General features: G+C 50.3%; 10 protein-coding genes. 9 read left to right on the top strand and 1 reads right to left on the bottom strand.

Annotation, left to right across the window (positions count from 1 at the left end; all coding sequences use genetic code 11):
* Positions 1-49 precede the first annotated feature (49 nt).
* The 9 genes from RIC19_RS14780 to RIC19_RS14740 all read left to right on the top strand — a co-directional run bounded on the left by RIC19_RS14780 (position 50) and on the right by RIC19_RS14740 (position 16,073).
* Positions 50-1,486 carry a sulfatase gene (locus RIC19_RS14780; protein ID WP_350179105.1) on the top strand — a complete coding sequence of 479 codons (1,437 nt, stop codon included), beginning with the start codon at positions 50-52 and terminating at the stop codon, positions 1,484-1,486.
* 100 nt (positions 1,487-1,586) lie between these two features.
* Positions 1,587-3,962 carry an alpha-L-rhamnosidase-related protein gene (locus RIC19_RS14775; protein ID WP_350179104.1) on the top strand — a complete coding sequence of 792 codons (2,376 nt, stop codon included), beginning with the start codon at positions 1,587-1,589 and terminating at the stop codon, positions 3,960-3,962.
* 254 nt (positions 3,963-4,216) lie between these two features.
* Positions 4,217-5,581, top strand: a complete 1,365-nt coding sequence (locus tag RIC19_RS14770; protein ID WP_350179103.1) for a sulfatase family protein — start codon at positions 4,217-4,219, stop codon at positions 5,579-5,581.
* Positions 5,582-5,587: 6 nt separating this feature from the next.
* Complete coding sequence (locus RIC19_RS14765; RefSeq protein WP_350179102.1) at positions 5,588-6,865, top strand: sulfatase-like hydrolase/transferase; 1,278 nt, start codon at positions 5,588-5,590, stop codon at positions 6,863-6,865.
* A 41-nt stretch (positions 6,866-6,906) separates the two neighbouring features.
* Entirely contained in the window at positions 6,907-8,268 is a 1,362-nt protein-coding gene (locus tag RIC19_RS14760) for an arylsulfatase (RefSeq protein ID WP_350179101.1), read from the top strand.
* A 292-nt stretch (positions 8,269-8,560) separates the two neighbouring features.
* Complete coding sequence (locus RIC19_RS14755) at positions 8,561-10,084, top strand: sulfatase (RefSeq protein WP_350179100.1); 1,524 nt, start codon at positions 8,561-8,563, stop codon at positions 10,082-10,084.
* Complete coding sequence (locus RIC19_RS14750) at positions 10,081-12,468, top strand: glycoside hydrolase family 95 protein (RefSeq protein ID WP_350179099.1); 2,388 nt, start codon at positions 10,081-10,083, stop codon at positions 12,466-12,468. The genes RIC19_RS14755 and RIC19_RS14750 overlap by 4 nt, the downstream gene beginning before the upstream one ends.
* A 172-nt stretch (positions 12,469-12,640) precedes the next feature.
* The gene (locus RIC19_RS14745; RefSeq protein WP_350179098.1) at positions 12,641-14,299 is read left to right on the top strand and encodes an FAD-dependent oxidoreductase; all 1,659 of its coding nucleotides are present in this window, start codon (positions 12,641-12,643) and stop codon (positions 14,297-14,299) included.
* 349 nt (positions 14,300-14,648) lie between these two features.
* Positions 14,649-16,073: a T9SS type A sorting domain-containing protein gene (locus RIC19_RS14740; protein WP_350179097.1), complete on the top strand. Its 1,425-nt coding sequence runs from the start codon at positions 14,649-14,651 to the stop codon at positions 16,071-16,073.
* 52 nt (positions 16,074-16,125) lie between these two features.
* Here RIC19_RS14740 and RIC19_RS14735 read toward each other — a convergent pair whose 3' ends face one another.
* The gene (locus RIC19_RS14735) at positions 16,126-16,704 is read right to left on the bottom strand and encodes a YdeI/OmpD-associated family protein (protein ID WP_350179096.1); all 579 of its coding nucleotides are present in this window, start codon (positions 16,702-16,704) and stop codon (positions 16,126-16,128) included.
* Positions 16,705-16,887: the final 183 nt, after the last annotated feature.

The raw sequence follows: 16,887 nt of genomic DNA, 5'->3' as shown, positions 1-16,887 counted from the left end.
GGCTGCTGCCCAATTTGCAGGCTTCAAACCTTAACCTAAATGAAAAAGGATGAAAAGAATTACAATACCACTTACCTTTCTGTTACTTGGTACTTTCCTGGCACATGCCCAGCAAAAACCTAATATCCTGTTCATCGCCATTGATGACCTGAATGACTACGTGGGCTGCATGGGCGGAAGCATTAAAGCCGAAACCCCAAATATAGACCGGCTCGCCGCTCAGAGTGCCCTGTTTACCAACGCCCACTGCCAGGCTCCTATCTGTGGCCCTTCCCGGGCTAGTATTCTCACCGGACTTTCACCGCACAGCAGCGGCAATTACCAGCAGGTAGAGGATGTCAACATTAAAAAAGGCAGTGCCGCAGTTGCCCAGTCCACCTTCATGCCTGATTATTTTGAAGCACACGGCTATAAAACCATGGCCGTGGGAAAAATATACCATAACGGAGACCGGGCCAGCACCTTCGACGAGTACGGTGGAGGATTTGACTGGTTTGGGCCCAAACCGAAGGAAAGGTTCAATTATGACCCTCATCAGATGCCTGAAAAAATCGGGCATACCGCAACAGACTGGGGGGCTTACCCTGAGCACGATAGCCTGATGACAGACTACAAAAGTGCAGCGTGGGCCGTTGATAAGCTGAATCAGGAGCATCAGGATCCATTCTTTCTCGCAGTGGGTTTTGTACGGCCGCACGTCCCCTGGTATGCTCCTCAGAAATGGTTTGATAAATTTCCCAAAGATAAGATTGAAACCCCGCCCTACCTCCCCAATGACTTCGAAGATATTCCCCTGATGGGCTACCGGGTGTCGGAGGCGCCGATGATGCCGACCACTGAGGACTTGATCGCTTCCAGAGAGTGGAAGGATGTAATACAGGCCTACCTCGCGTGTATTGCATTTGTAGATGCTCAGGTAGGCAAGGTGCTCGATGCATTGGAAAACTCTGCCTATGCTGAAAACACTATTGTCGTCCTCTGGTCCGACCACGGCTACCACCTGGGAGAGAAAAACCGGTTCGCCAAGCAGGCCATCTGGGAACGGGATACCCGTACGATTCTCATCGTAAAAGAACCCGGCCAGAAAAAAGGGCAACGGATCGATGCGCCCGCGCAATTGCTGGATATCTACCCTACGCTTACAGATTTGGCTGGTTTACCGGATTATGAGATGGCGGATGGCCGTTCGCTGCTGCCCCTGATAAATGATCCGGAGGCTGACTGGCCCTATCCAGCCTTGTCTTTTTACGGGTCGGGAAACGTGGTGGTCCGCGACCGGCAATTTCGCTTAATCCAATACGAGGATGGCTCGCAGGAATTGTACGATCTTCTGAATGATCCCAATGAATGGGTGAATCTGGCCCCTTTGGATGCCCACCGGGATACGATCAGTCAGCTTTCGAAATGGATACCGGCACAATGGGCTCCGGCATCAGAGTATTCCCATTCAAAATTCAACCCTTATTTTCGTTCTAAAAATGAATAGAGATTGGTACTACTAATCAACAACATAAAGTCTTGATCATGGCTGTTTAATCTACCCTTGGTTTTTCGACGCTAACGCTCTAAAGCAAAAAACTGATGCTATGAAAAGCAAACTAACCACCCTTGCGCTTACGACGTTGACCTACTTTTTGTGTAGCCCGGTTTCACCCGCGCAGCCCGAAGACCTCACTCAGGTGTGGCCCGCACAGTGGATTGCCCCGTCAGACGCCCCCTGGAAAAGCTACGCCATGCATCGTTTCCGGAAAACCATTGAACTGGACACCGTCCCGGAACGATTGGTAGTGCACAGCAGCGGGGATAACCGGTATCAGCTTTTCGTAAACGGGGAGCGGGCAACCTACGGGCCGCAGCGGGGCGACCTCAATCATTGGTATTATGAGTCTACCGATATCGCCCCCTATTTGAAGCCCGGAAAGAACGTTTTGGCGGCGCAAGTGCTCAACTACGGTTCCCATCCGCCGGACGCTCAAATGAGTGTACAGACCGGCTTTGTGCTGGCTGCCGACGACCAATCCTTCCGGTTGCTGAATACCGGTAAAGGCTGGAAAGCCATCCACGACCCTTCTTATTCGCCCAATCTCGTAGACGGCAGTCAGGTGCAGGGCTACTACGGTGGCGGCTCCCGGGAAATGGTGGATGGGCAGCAGCTCTACTGGGGCTGGAGCGACCTAGACTATAACGATAGCCAATGGCCGACAGCCCAGCGGGTGGAGAGCGCTTTCGCCAAAACCTGTATCTGGGCCAGCCGCTGGAAACTGACCCCGCGCACTTTGCCGCATGAATCCCTAACCGATCAGCGGTTCCAAAGCGTAAGGCGCAGTGAAGGGGTTTTCATTCCGAAAGGCTTTCCTAAAAAAGCCACCCCGGTAACCATCCCGGCAAAAACAAAAACTACACTGGTATTTGATCAGGGCGTGATGACCACAGCTTACCCGGTACTGCAAGTTAGTGGTGGCAAGAGCGCGAGCATCCGGCTGGAATACGTGGAAGCCCCCAACATCGGCCCTGTAAAGGACCGCAATAAGGGGCACCGGGGTGAAATAGCGGGCAAAGAGCTGATCGGCTACTACGATCAATTTACAGCGGATGGCGGGAACAAGCGAAACTACGAACCGATTTGGTGGCGGGCGTTCCGGTATATCGAAATGACCATAGAAACTCAGGAAGAGCCATTGGTTATCGAAGACTTTTACAGCCGGTTTTCTACCTATCCCTTTACCACGGAAGCCACCTTCCGTGTAGAAGGAATTCCCGCAGCTGAGCAGGATACACTCGACAAGATTCTTGAGGTTGGGGAGCGGACCATCCGCCTTTGTGCACACGATACCTATATGGATTGCCCCTACTACGAGGAGAGTCAGTTTGAAGGCGACACCCGGGTGCAGGCACTGGTCAGCTATGTGCTGTTTGGGGATGCCCGTTTGGGTAAAAACTCCATCGAGCAGTTTTCCTGGTCGCTCAACAGCGAGGGCTTTTTGTCGGCCCGCTACCCGACCAATTCCACCTACTACATCTCCAACTACAGCCTGTACTGGATTGGGATGCTGCACGACTATATGATGTACGCAGGCGACAAGGCATTCATCCGGCAGAAGCTGCCCATTGCCCGCATTTTGCTGGGCTACTTTTTGGACCGGCTGCGGAAGGATGGTACCGTCCGGCGGCCTGATTACCACAACTTCGTGGACTGGGCATTCCCAAGAGGCGAAGCGCCCTTTGATGACAACGGCTATTCGGCACTGGTTGACCTCCATTTATTACTTGCCTTGGAGTGGGCGATGGAGCTGGAAACTTACGCCGGCGACTTCCACTATTACAATCAGTATCAGAGCGCAGCCAAGGGCCTTATGGAAGCAATCCCGAAGTACTATTGGAACAGCAGTCGTCAACTCTATACCGACACCCCGGATGGTAACCACTACTCTACCCATACCAACCACCTGGCCATCCTCACCGGCATCGTGCGAGGCGAAGCCGCTGCTCAGCTCATGCGCCGCGCCCTGACCGACACCACCCTGACACAGCCCACAGTCTACTGGCAATTCTATCAGTTTGAAGCCCTACGAGCCGCCGGATTAGGGCAGGAATACCTTGACAACCTGGGCATTTGGAAAACGATGCTTCGCGCCGGGGTCACCACCTGGCCGGAAACCACCCTGCGCAGCCGCTCAGAGTGCCACGCCTGGGGGGCTAGCCCGAACTACCATTTGTACACCATTACTGCGGGTGTGAAGCCGGCTGCGCCCGGGTTTGAGGCCGTACGAATTGCGCCTCAACTAAGAGAGGGGCAAACCCTACAATGTACGCACCCCCACCCTAAGGGACATATCAAGCTAGACCTCAAAAAGGAAAACGGGAAGTTAAGCGGAACTGTCGAAATGCCAGCAGGCACTACCGGCGAATTGATTACGGAAACGGGCACCGTCGAACTTACTACCGGAAGCAACAGGCTGTAAGAGCGTGTTGGGACTTTAGTAATCGGTCTGCAAACTACACTTTTTTGATTATACTTCGTCCCGGAAATCCTTCCCGCAAACTGCGGGACAGGCTATTTAGCTAAGGCTAAACTCCGGTTTTCGGGCCTCGTCTAACCAAAAAATTGTTAGTTTTCGACTAGAAGACAAAAGTCCCAACACGCTCTAAATGAATGTATTCGTAAAAATTGTGAAGCGTTTTACCTTGTGAGTGAGCACACCAGAAAGAACAAATTATGAATCATAAAACACCCATTTACAAAGCTGGCGTGGTATTCTTTTTCCTTTTGCTCACAGCCATTGCCTTCGCACAACCCAATGAGAAGCAACGTCCCAATGTCGTCTTCATCTACGCCGATGACCTGGGCTACGGTGATCTCGGCTGTTACGGTGCCGACAGCATACATACGCCACATCTGGACGAACTCGCTGCGAATGGCGTACGCTATACTGACTTCTACAGTACCTCACCTATTTGTTCGCCTTCCCGGGCCGGGCTGCTTACCGGGCAGTACCCCATACGGAATGGCATTGGGCCCGTATTCTTCCCCTGGAGCAAAGGCGGGCTGGATACCGCTACCTTCACTATGGCAGAGCTGTTCAAAGCACAGGGCTACGCTACCGCCTGTATCGGCAAATGGCACCTGGGGCATCAACCGCAACACCATCCCAGTCAGCATGGGTTTGACTACTTTTTCGGCCTGCGGTATTCCAATGATATGGACTGGCCCCGCCCCTGGAAGCCCAACTACAAGCCCAAACAATTGCTCGCCCTGTACCGGGACACCACCATCATCGATCAGCCGGTGCATCAGCCTACGCTTACGCAACGGTATACGGCCGAAGCCATTCAGTTCGTCGCAAAGCACCAGGAGGAGCCGTTTTTTCTGTATTGGCCGCATACCTTCCCGCACGAGCCGCTCTTCGTTTCTGCCGAGTTTGAAGGCACCTCTAAGTATGGTCTCTACGGCGACGTGGTGCAGGAACTGGACAACAGCGTAGGCGAACTCCTAAAGGCGCTGGAAGACTTCGGGCTTTCAGACAACACCATCATTGTTTTCTCCAGTGATAATGGTGCCCGGCAGGTGCCTCAGCGCTGGGGGAATAAGGAAACCTGTGGCAGCAATGCGCCGCTGCGGGGGCGGAAGCAGACTACCTTTGAGGGCGGGATTCGAGTACCTGCTATTGCTTACGGAAAAGGATATTTTGAAGGAGGTGAGATTATCTCCACCCCTGGTATCATGTGCGACTGGCTACCTACTTTTGTAGCCATCACCGGCTACACACTACCCAGGGAGCTCAAGCTAAATGGGACAGACCTGCTGAAGCTGAAACCCACGACTGAGCGCGATTTCTTTTTTTACCGCTTTGATCAGCTCAATGCCATCCGTTCCGGCCCCTGGAAGCTGAAGCTGGCCAACCCGGACCGCGCCCGCGGTGAGCCGATGCCACACGAAGATGACCTCCTGTTCAATCTCGTTCAGGATCCCGGCGAACAGCGGAATCTTGCGAATCAGTACCCGGATAAAGTAGCCGAGCTAAAAGCCAGAATAGCAGCCTTCGAAGCCAGCATCGCTCCGCTTCCACCCCTACAAAAATAACCTGTGATGAAAAAGCAAATACTGGCACTTGCTGCCCTGGTTATGTTTTACCAGGGGGGGATCAGCCAAGACACTCTGCCTCCCAACATTCTGCTCATCGTAGCCGATGACCTGGGCTATGAAAAGCTGGGCTGTTACGGGGGTATCGGAGTCCAAACTCCAAACCTGGACCGCCTCGCCGCTTCCGGTGTTCGTTTTGAACGTGCCTACACCAGCCCGGTATGTACCCCCAGCCGCATGAGCATTTACACCGGTCAGTACGCCCACCGGCATGGCTACACAGAGGTACTCCCTGTGCACAAGGGTACCCGGGAAGCCGTGGATTTCGAGCAGTTTACCAGCTATGCCCAATTGCTCCAGGCGAAAGGCTACCATACTGCCGTTACCGGTAAATGGCAGCTGGCTACCCTGGAGTACCATCCTGACCACTGCAAGCAGGCCGGCTTTGAGTCCTGGTGCGTCTGGCAAATATGGAAGGAGGAGGCTAAGACCAAACGGTACTGGAATGTAACTTATAACCGGGATGGCGCTATTGTTCCGGTCGACACTGCTACATTTGGACCCGACCTGATGGCTCAGTACGTCATCAGTGAAATGACCAAAGCCACTGCCAAAGGTCAGCCCTTCTGCATACAGCACAACATGGTCTTGCCGCATACCCCCATCATTGATACGCCCGATGACCGGGCTAATGGAACCGATCCTTCCCTGGACGGCATGATCACCTATCTTGATCAGATCACAGGAGAACTGATGGCCACTTTAGAACGCCTGGGCATTGCTGAAAATACCTACATCATTTTTGTCGGGGACAATGGCACCCAATCTCAGACCCCTCGCTCCACGCGTACCGGGCTCGTCCACGGTGGCAAATGGGATCTAAACGACGGCGGGATGCACGTGCCCCTATTGATCGCCGGTCCCAACCTCCCCGAAGGCTTCACCATTGAGGCACTGGTCGACATGACCGATCTTTTCCCAACCATCTGTGCCCTGGCAGGCGTACCTCTGCCCTCTGAACTCACAATGGATGGGCGCTCTTTGCTTCCGGTACTTGCGGGGCAGCAGGAAGGGCACCGCCAATGGGTAACCGGTGCTATTAAAGATGACTTTGTGGTCTTTGATGGGCAGTGGCGGTTGCACCATCAGGGGGAGCGGTTGATAGATTGCCGGAAGTTGCCGGAAGAGAAAGAAGCGGACTTATTCTCCCCGGCTGCACAGGAAGCACTGGCAAAGCTCTTGCCCATCCTCCAAATACAAAGGCAGAATGTAATAAAAGACTAATTTTTAAAAAGCGTATGATTGAAAAATACAACTACATAATATTGCTTCTAGCAGTTTCTGTATCAGCGTGCACAGCAAAACAGGAAACTAGCCAGCAATTATCAGGCCCCATAGAAATTAAAACCCGCCCCAACATCATCCTCTACCTCGCCGATGACATGGGCTGGGGCGATGCCGGCTGCTACGGGCAGTCCAAAATAAGTACTCCAAACCTCGACGCTATGGCAGCACAGGGCATCCGCTTTACCGATGCCTACACCGGTTCACCCGTCTGTGCGCCCTCCCGCTCCACGCTGATGGAAGGGCTGCACGCCGGGCATACGCGGGTACGGAACAACCGCTCTTTGCAGCGCGAGCTGGTCAATTTCAACGACTCTACCTTCACCGTGGCGCAGCTGCTGAAAGATGCTGGCTACCGCACCGGGCTGTTTGGCAAGTGGGGGCTGGCCGAACCCGGCACCGAGGGCATCCCCACCAAAAAAGGATTTGATGCGTTTTACGGCTTTCTTGATCAGCGTAAGGCACATTATTACTACGTGGATTCCTTGTGGGAAAATGAGCAGGAAATCCCTGTACCCCTTTCCGAAGAAAAGCAATACAGCTCCGCCGACTGGTATTTCGACAAGGCAAAGGGTTTTATTCGGAAAGAAGCGGCTACAGACACGCCCTTTTTTGCTTACATCCCCACCCAATTACCCCACCTGTACATGCCCTACGAGCCTGCGGAAATCTATAAGGATAAGCCCTGGCCGGTTGGCGACAAACGCTGGGCGACCATGATTCATACCATCGATCAGCAAATGGGGCAACTGCTTGATTTAGTGGACTCCCTGGGCATTGCCGAAAATACGCTGATCGTGTTTATGAGCGACAACGGGGGTGGCAATGGGCAGCGGCACTTTTACCACGATGCGCGGTTTTTCAACTCCAATGGCCCTTTTCGGGGCATGAAGCGCGACCTCTTCGAAGGGGGCATCCGCGTGCCGCTCATCGCCCAATGGGAAGGCTTTATTGAGGGGGGGATAGTCAGTGCAGAGCCTGTGGCTTACTATGATTTAATGGCTACGGCGGGGGAATTGGCAGAAAACCCTCCCCAAAGAACAGATGGCACTAGTTGGGTGCCGCTACTTACGGGCAAAGCCGATACGCTGGCCAGGGATTATCTCTACTGGGAATTCCCCTACATGGATCAGCCCAACGCCAAATTCGCAGTGCGTAAGGGCAAATGGAAAGGCGTTAAAGAATGGATGGGCGGCCCGCTGCAAATCTACAACCTGGAAGAAGACCCTGGAGAGTTGTACAACTGGCACTACGAGCGCCCAGATTTGGTGGCGGAGTTTGAAGCCATCATCCAAAAGGAGCATGAGCCTAGCCCATACTGGCCGATCAGGGGAGAAAAGTAACAACAAACAGTTCCGGGCTCATATAGCTTTTTTCGAACTGTCAACCTGAAAAAGCACAAGTGTTGAAGCGAGAATTGGCACAGAAAGGTAAATATTCTATACAATAGAGTTTATTAACGCAAATTTTGTATGTCTCTGAATGGTCTTTTTCACCAGCTCTGCATCTCGTCCTCACCTTCGTAGCTTAGGCTACGAGGTTCCGGGCGTTCTCCCGCTGTTTGGCGGGACAGGTCTTGATCTGGCAAAAAATACTCATCCATACCCTACACAAAACTTACCTTAATAAACTCTAATGAAACACACCCTGATTTTATTATTGATGACCTTTCTGCTTGCCTGCTCAACAAAACAGGAAGAGCAATTGTCCTCGCCTAACATGCTGCTCATCCTGATTGATGATATGGGCTGGAAAGATGTCGGCTATGCTGGGAGCGATTATTACCAGACGCCTTATATTGATCGCCTGGCGAAAGAAGGGTGTGTTTTCACCAACGGTTACTCAAACAGTCCGGTGTGCTCACCATCAAGGGGGGCAATTCTGACCGGTCTCAATCCGGCTGCCTCTCAATTTACTTGCGTATTTGGGAACCACGTACCTGTAGGGGATAGTCTTTTTGCAGTCAGCCGGAATACGGGTGCGAAGACCAATCAGTACCAAGAGGCGCTACATCGCCATGCGGTGCCACGTCAAACTCCTATGCTGATAGAGCGCCTGAGAAAGCAAGGATACCGAACGGGCTTTTTTGGCAAATGGCATTGCGGCTCCGGCGAAGGATTTCTACCTGAATCCCGGGGCTTTGATGTAGCCAAAGGATACCGGCCCAGGCACAGTTCTACCAAAGGCCATTACATTCACTCCTTTAACGGGAATCTGGCGGGTTTAGAACAGTACGATTCGACAACCTATGTCTCAGAAGCGCTGACCACTGAATTGATCCGTTTTATGGAGGAAAGCGGAGGCGCTCCCTTCGCAGGGGTCTTATCCCACTACTTAGTGCACCGCCCCCTGCAAGGATTGCCTGAACTGGTCAGGAAGTTTGAAAATCGCGAGACCGACGATCAGAACATTCCAGAGTATGCCGCTATGGTGGCCAGCGTAGATCGAAGTGTAGGCAGGGTGATGCAGGCACTGGATAGCCTGGGCCTGGCGGAGAACACAATAGTCGTCTTCACCTCCGATAACGGGGGATTGGTACCCAAGTCAACTTCCAACTATCCCTTACTAGGTGGAAAAAGCTATCCTTTTGAAGCGGGAATGAAAGTGCCTTTTGTAGTACGTTGGCCTGGAAAAATCAAAGCCAACAAAACGAACGAAAGGGTATTGGGAAGTGACATTTTTCCAACTTTTCTGGAGGTAGCCGGGCTTTCCGCCCCCGATGATCCGGGTAGAGGGCGAAGTTTCCTGCCTGTACTACAAGATATGCCCATAAAGGAACGGCCCCTTGTTTTTCATTTCCCCCATTATACCCATGCGGCCAGCCCATTTTCATCCATCATCTACCAAGGTTGGAAACTGATCCGGTTTTACAACGATGAGGAAGGGCGCTTTCTATTGTATCATCTGGCCGCCGACCCTTACGAGCGTGTCAATCTGGTCGTGGAAATGCCTGGAAAAGTAGCGGAATTGGACGCGCTACTTCAGAAAGAACTGGAGCAGATGCAGGCCGAATTTCCTATAGAAAACCAAAACTACATTCCCGGAGCAGCGGGCAATCAAAACCTAAAATCCAGTCTGCAACTGGGCGAACAGGAAAGAAAGTTACTGGAAAACCGACTTCGTTCCTCCGGTAATCCTGAAAAAATCACTTCCTCATGAATCGATATTTATTTGTCCCTGTTACTTTTTTAATCCTTGGTATCTTAACCAGCTGTAGCAACCCAGATCCAGTGGATCAACGGCTCTGGTACCAGCAACCTGCAAGCCATTGGAAAGAAGCGCTGCCTTTGGGCAATGGTCGCCTGGGAGCCATGGTGTATGGCCTGCCGGAAATGGAGCACATTCAGTTGAACGAAGAGAGCCTCTGGGCGGGTGAACCTACGGAACCTTACCCGGAGAATGTAGGAGCGCATTATGCCCGGTTTCAGGAACTTAACCTGCAACGCAAGTTTGAAGAAGCCATGAACTACGCGGAGGAACACTTGGCTGCCTACCCCACTTCTTTCCGTTCTTATGAGCCTTTGGGCGATATGTTTGTGCGACTACAGGGGCACAGCCAGCCAACCGACTACGAGCGAAGCCTGGATCTGTCCACCGGCATCCATACCGTTAGCTATGCCATTGATGGAAAGCGTTTTGTACGGGAAACCCTGATTTCCACGGCCTATGATGTAGTGGTGCACCACGTGCGCAGTCTGGATGGAGCCCCCCTGACCAGCGATCTCCATTTTGAGCGCCCGAAAGATATTCAGATCAGGGTGCAGGAAGATAAAACCCTGCTGGTGGAAGGGCAGGTTTACGATGACCCGGAAGGCTACGATGACAATCCCGGTGGTTCCGGTCCGGGAGGAAAGCACATGAAGTTTGCCGCCCAAATTGCTATCCTTACCCCAACAGGCAAGGTAGCCGCCGCAGACACGATGCTCCGGGTGGATAATGTGACTGACTTTACCATCATCCTGAGCGCTGCCACGGACTACAGCCTGGAAAAAATGACTTTTGATCGTACAAAGAACCCGCTGACTATAGCCGGAAAAACCCTGCAAAAAGCACGGTCCGTTACTTATGAAGAGATTCGTCAACAGCATATTACCGACCACCAGTCAGTATATCAGCGGGTAAATCTTAACCTAACAGGAGGATATATTCCAGATACTATTCCTACCGATATACGGCTGCAAAAAGTCAGGGAGGGAGCTACGGATAATCACCTGACCCAGGTATTCTTTCAATATGGACGATATCTGCTCATGGGTAGCTCGGGCGGGAATGCACGTTTACCTGCCAACCTGCAAGGTATCTGGAACGAGGAAATGTGGGCACCCTGGGAAGCCGATTATCATCTGAACATCAACTTGCAGATGAACTACTGGCCTGCGGAAGTGACCCACCTGCCTGAAACGGTACAACCGCTGTCCAACTGGATGAAAGGTCTTGCCGAGCGCGGACAAAACACTGCCCAAAAGTTTATTGGGTCAGAAGGCTGGGTGGCGCACCACGCCACTAATCCTTTCGGGCGGAGTACCCCTTCCGGCTCAGCTGTCAGGTCTCAGCTTACCAATGGTTACAGTTTCCCACTGGCTGGTGCCTGGATGTCTATTACGCTCTGGCGGCATTATGTTTTCCAACAAGATACCACCTACCTCCGTGAGGAAGCCTACCCAATTTTGCAGGGTGCAAGCCGCTTTATTCTGGATTTATTAAAAGAGAATGAAAAAGGACAATTGGTCACTGTACCTTCCTATTCCCCGGAAAATGAATACATCAATCCCGAAACCGGACAACCTGCCCGCAATACGGTTGGGGCAGCGATTGATATGCAGATCATAAGAGACGTTTTCGGTGCCTGCCTGGAAGCAGAAAAAGTATTGGGTATACATCAGCTTTCCGATGAGATTGAAGCGGCACTGCCTCGCTTACCGCCCATTAAGATCGGTGCAAACGGCACCATACAGGAGTGGAACGAGGATTATGAGGAGGTAGAAAAAGGTCACCGGCATATTTCCCACCTGTATGCTTTATACCCTTCCCATCAAATTACCCCAGCAACTCCGGCCCTGTTTGAGGCAGCCCAGAAGACGATCAAAAGGAGACTGGAAGAAGGTGGAGGGCAAACGGGCTGGAGCCGCGCCTGGGTAGTGAATTTTTATGCCCGCCTGCTTGATGGCAACGCAGCCCATCACCATGTGCAGCAATTGCTGGCCGGGCAGGTATCGAACAACCTTTTCGATATTCATCCTCCCGATCGTTTTCAGATTGACGGTAATTTTGGGGTTACAGCGGGTATTGCCGAAATGCTGCTGCAATCGGAGGAATCAAGCGTAATCCGCCTGCTTCCTGCTTTGCCCGATGCCTGGGACAAGGGCGAAGTCAGTGGCCTGATAGCGCGTGGTAATTTCGAGGTGTCCATGACTTGGGAAAACGGCCAATTACTCCGTGCTACCATTACGGCACCTGTAGGAGGAAAGTGTAAGCTGGTGTATCAAGATGAAAGCCAGTCCCTAAACCTTTCTCCTGGAGAAACTTACACTTTTACCCGGTAATGGAAACTTACCGGGAGAAGTTGATCACAACTATCTGACCCTCAGATAGCGGCAATACAAATTTAGTGATTGTTTATATTAGAGTTTATTAATGTATAGGTCATGAATGAGGATTTTTTGCCAGATCAGGACCTGTCTCGCTAAGAGCGTATCGTATAAAATACTAATTGCCATGAATATCAAACAGTTACCAGGACTTACTTTTCTTATCGCTTTTCTGGGATTGCAACTCCCCGGTAATGCCGAAACCATTCAAGCTGATGTAGTCATTTACGGAGGCACCTCCGCTGCCGTGATGGCGGCTGTACAACTGGCACAGGCAGACAAGGAAGTCGTAATTGTATGCCCGGATCAACATCTGGGGGGCCTGTCTTCCGGAGGTTTGGGATTTACAGATACTGGCAACAAAGCAGTAATTGGAGGGCTCGCAAGAGAATTTTACCAAAGAATATATGACCATTATCAAAAAGAGGAAGCCTGGCGATGGCAAGCCAAATCGGAATATGGGAATGTAGGTCAGGGCACCCCGGCTATAGACGGGGATAAAAGAACAATGTGGATATTTGAACCGCACGTTGCGGAGGGCGTATTTGAGGACTTTGTTGAGGAATATGGCATCAAAGTCTTTAGAAACCACTGGTTGGACCGGCAAAATGGCGTCAGCATGGAGGAAGGTAGAATTGTCTCCATTCAAATGCTGAACGAGCGAATCTTCAAAGGCAAGGTTTTCATTGACGCTACCTATGAAGGCGACCTCATGGCAGCAGCCGGGGTCAGTTATCATGTCGGAAGAGAATCCAACGACACCTACAATGAAACCTGGAATGGTGTTCAGGTAGGCGTACTCCACCACCAACACCACTTCGGGGATACGAAAATCAGCCCTTATGTCCTGCCTGATGATCCTGAGAGTGGGCTACTCTACGGCGTTTCCCCCACGCCCCCCGGAGAAAAAGGCGCCGGTGATCACAGGCTACAGGCCTACTGTTTTCGGATGTGCCTGACTAAAGTAGACGAAAACAAAGTTCCCATCCCAAAACCTGAAAACTACGACCCATCCAATTATGAGCTTCTGGTCAGAATACTGGGTAGTGGTTGGGACGGCACCTTCAACAAATTTGACCCTATTCCCAACTTAAAAACGGATGTCAACAACCATGGGCCCTTCAGCTTCGATTTTATTGGGATGAACTATGAATACCCTGAAGCTGATTATGAGCAACGCAAAGCTATCATTCAGGAGCACGAAGACTACCAAAAGGGGCTGCTTTATTTTTACAAGACGGATCCCAGAGTTCCATCTTCCATTCAGGAAGAAATGAAAAAATGGGGATTGGCGAAAGATGAGTTTACTGATAACGGGCATTGGCCGCATCAAATTTATGTTCGTGAAGCGAGAAGAATGATTGGGGCCTACGTCATGACAGAGCATGAAGTTTTAGGCCACCGGCAAGTCCCTAATTCAATAGGCATGGGCTCCTATGTGATGGACTCTCACAATACCCAGCGCTATATCACACCTGAGGGATTTGTCCAAAATGAAGGAGATATTGGCGTGAAGCCCAAACAACCCTACCAAATTGATATGGGTTCAATATTGCCTGAGCAAGCGGAATGCACCAATCTCATAGTGCCGGTTGCCGTCTCAAGCTCTCATATTGCCTTCGGCTCGATTCGGATGGAGCCCGTTTTTATGATTTTGGGGCAGAGTGCTGCCGTGATTGCTGAACATGCGATTGAAAACAACATTGATGTTCAGGATGTGGAGTATACTGGTATCAAAAAGGATTTGGAAGAGGTAGGGCAAATCTTGAGCTTCGAAAAACCATGATAGTTAACCTTTATAGTTTGTACCGTGTCGAAAACAAATTGGCGAATCCAGTAGTGCTAAAGATTAAAAATTACAAACTTCAGAATTAAGGTCTTTTAGCGTAAGGGCGTTTAGAGTATGTCTAAATTTCTAACTTTTGAAAAATAACGCTTTATGAACTTGACTTCGCCTCACCTCGGTTGTTTGACCCGCCAAACGCCCTCGGCGGAGTCTAGTCAAAACCACAAAGCTCTGATTTTCAATGCGCGATAAATTTTAGACATACTCTTACTTTTTGCTGGGCAATACAACTTATTTTCATCGAAAATTAGTATCTTAAAAGGATTAGAATTAACTCAACCCGCTCACCATGAAATCGCTTGTTCCTGCGCTTACGCTTTTCTTTGTTTTTTCTGCCTTCCAGGGAGTCAGTCAACCCCTTTTCGTAAAATCAGATTTTCCCGGAGTCGCCTATAAATTAGCTCCACTGGAAAATGAGGAATTTTTAGTCTTTGGTGGGCTCAACGGTACATTTCTAATCGAGGTGAACGCTGAAGGTGAATATGAATGGCAGCAACAGTACGGACCACAAGACTACCTCAATAGTCATGGCTCGCCTACTGACAACCTTGAGAAGCGCCCTGGTCAACAAGGGTTTGTCCTAAGTAATGTCACCCACCCTACTGATACTTTGATTGGTTATCATTATACAATGTTGTATGAAACTGATCTGCAAGGTAATACAGTAGACTCTTTTGTTCTCAATATTCCAAATTTACAATTGCAGTCCGGGCTGCATGTTATTGATGATGGCGACTATATCCTGGGAGGTACGATGGATGGAGAACACTCCTTCCGCGAAAAAGGATTTGTCTGGCGTTACAATATGGAGGCAGATAGTATGATGTGGTCCCATACCTTTCAGAATTCTAGTATCCACTATGAGACCATGATCAGCTTTATAGAGGGTCAGGGAGATACAATTTTTGTGGGCGGCTATGGCCCTAGTTTATCGGGTAATGTCCGTTCTTTCCTGAAAGCTATGAGCATTGCCGGGGAGGAATATTGGACAAGAGAATACCAAGATAACGAGTATTTTGAGGATGCACTCTTGCTACCTGATGGGCTTGTAGTGGTTGGTGGAAAAGGGCAATTTGGAATCGCCGAGGGACAGATGGTAATCAAAAAAGTGAGCTACGGGGGTGAAGAATTATGGACACGTTCTTACGACTTTCCCGGCAGAGCAATTGCGTATGGCATTACGGAGACACCTGATGGAGCGATGGTGCTCTGCGGTTGGGCAACCGGTGGCGGTCCAGTATTACTCAAAATAGATCAAAACGGGGATAGTATTTGGTCGCGAATTATTGAAGGCACTGATGGGCTAACCATTAATGGAGCCAGCAATGACATCCTTGCCTCAGCTAATCATATTACTTTTGCAGGATGGTTCTTCGAGCAGGGGGTAGGAAACAAATGCTTGATTGTCCGAACTAATGCCGAGGGACTACTGGTTGAAAGTGAGACGATCGGCATAGGTATTACCCCCCCATTAACGGTATTTCCCAATCCTGCTACCTCAGAGATCTTTGTGGACTTGCCATCAAATACGAGTTGGGAACATACTGTTGCAGAAATATATTCTACAGATGGTCGACTCTTGCTCTGGCAAACCGGAGATACTACCGGCAATGGCATTGTAGTCAGCGGGCTTACTCCGGGACTTTATCACCTAAACATACGTTCGTTAGAGAATGGGCAGATATTAGGGACAGCGCCTTTTGTGAAAAAGTAAAGTACGTGAGTTAGTAAACTGCTCGCCAAAAGTAAATCGAAACTGTTTCATATCAACTCCCAGGCAGTTTTTCTCCAATGGAGGATAGATGTGCGATTTTGTTGATCCTGTTTTTCCTTGTTTTTTCCGTTTTGGCCAGTTTGATCCATCGCAGGACGAACCGTTTGCTTGAATCATTGATTCGGTCAAAAAAGTCTTTAGCACCCTTTAATTGTTGTAGTGCTGCGTTTAGATCATCCGGGACAACCAGATTATCCACATCGTCCATAAAATCCCATAGCCCGCTTTCTTTGCCCGTTTGAATGGACTGCAACCCCGCCTCGTGCATACGGTTTTGATCCATCAACTTTTGCGCGCGATCTTTATATGTTTTTGCCCAATGCTGCGCTTTCCTGGGCGCGATAAGCTGCATGGTACGTGTTTCATCGAGCTTTCTGCGGATGCCATCAATCCAGCCGAAGCATAACAATTCGTCCAGCACTTCTTCCCGTGAAACGTATTTCCCAACTTCTGATTTTTTGTAGGTTACGAGCCAAACACTATCCTTTTGAGTGTAGTTTTTCAATAGCCACTGCCTAAGTTCTTCAGCAGAGTGGACCTCTACCTTTTTAAAATGCTCTGTTTTTATCATGGCATCAATGATTCTTTTGAATAGGGAAATAAGAGCGTGTTAGGATTTTGGTCTTCTAGTCGAAAACTAGCAATTTTTTGGTTAGACGAGACCCGAAAACCGGAGTTTAGCCTAAGCTAAATGAGGATTTTCGGGGCGAAGTATAAGCGAAAAAGTGCAGTTTACAGACCGATTACTAAAGTC

It is taken from the genome of Phaeodactylibacter sp. (genome assembly GCF_040219495.1).
Classification (GTDB): domain Bacteria; phylum Bacteroidota; class Bacteroidia; order Chitinophagales; family Saprospiraceae; genus Phaeodactylibacter.
The sequence above is the reverse complement of the archived record's forward strand: the minus strand, read 5'-3'. Positions and strand labels throughout refer to the sequence as shown.

Coding starts and splice junctions, on each gene's coding strand:
- RIC19_RS14780 (WP_350179105.1), top strand. CDS start 50: ATGAAAAGAATTACAATACCACTTACCTTTCTGTTACTTGGTACTTTC.
- RIC19_RS14775 (WP_350179104.1), top strand. CDS start 1,587: ATGAAAAGCAAACTAACCACCCTTGCGCTTACGACGTTGACCTACTTT.
- RIC19_RS14770 (WP_350179103.1), top strand. CDS start 4,217: ATGAATCATAAAACACCCATTTACAAAGCTGGCGTGGTATTCTTTTTC.
- RIC19_RS14765 (WP_350179102.1), top strand. CDS start 5,588: ATGAAAAAGCAAATACTGGCACTTGCTGCCCTGGTTATGTTTTACCAG.
- RIC19_RS14755 (WP_350179100.1), top strand. CDS start 8,561: ATGAAACACACCCTGATTTTATTATTGATGACCTTTCTGCTTGCCTGC.
- RIC19_RS14750 (WP_350179099.1), top strand. CDS start 10,081: ATGAATCGATATTTATTTGTCCCTGTTACTTTTTTAATCCTTGGTATC.
- RIC19_RS14745 (WP_350179098.1), top strand. CDS start 12,641: ATGAATATCAAACAGTTACCAGGACTTACTTTTCTTATCGCTTTTCTG.
- RIC19_RS14740 (WP_350179097.1), top strand. CDS start 14,649: ATGAAATCGCTTGTTCCTGCGCTTACGCTTTTCTTTGTTTTTTCTGCC.
- RIC19_RS14735 (WP_350179096.1), bottom strand. CDS start 16,704: ATGATAAAAACAGAGCATTTTAAAAAGGTAGAGGTCCACTCTGCTGAA.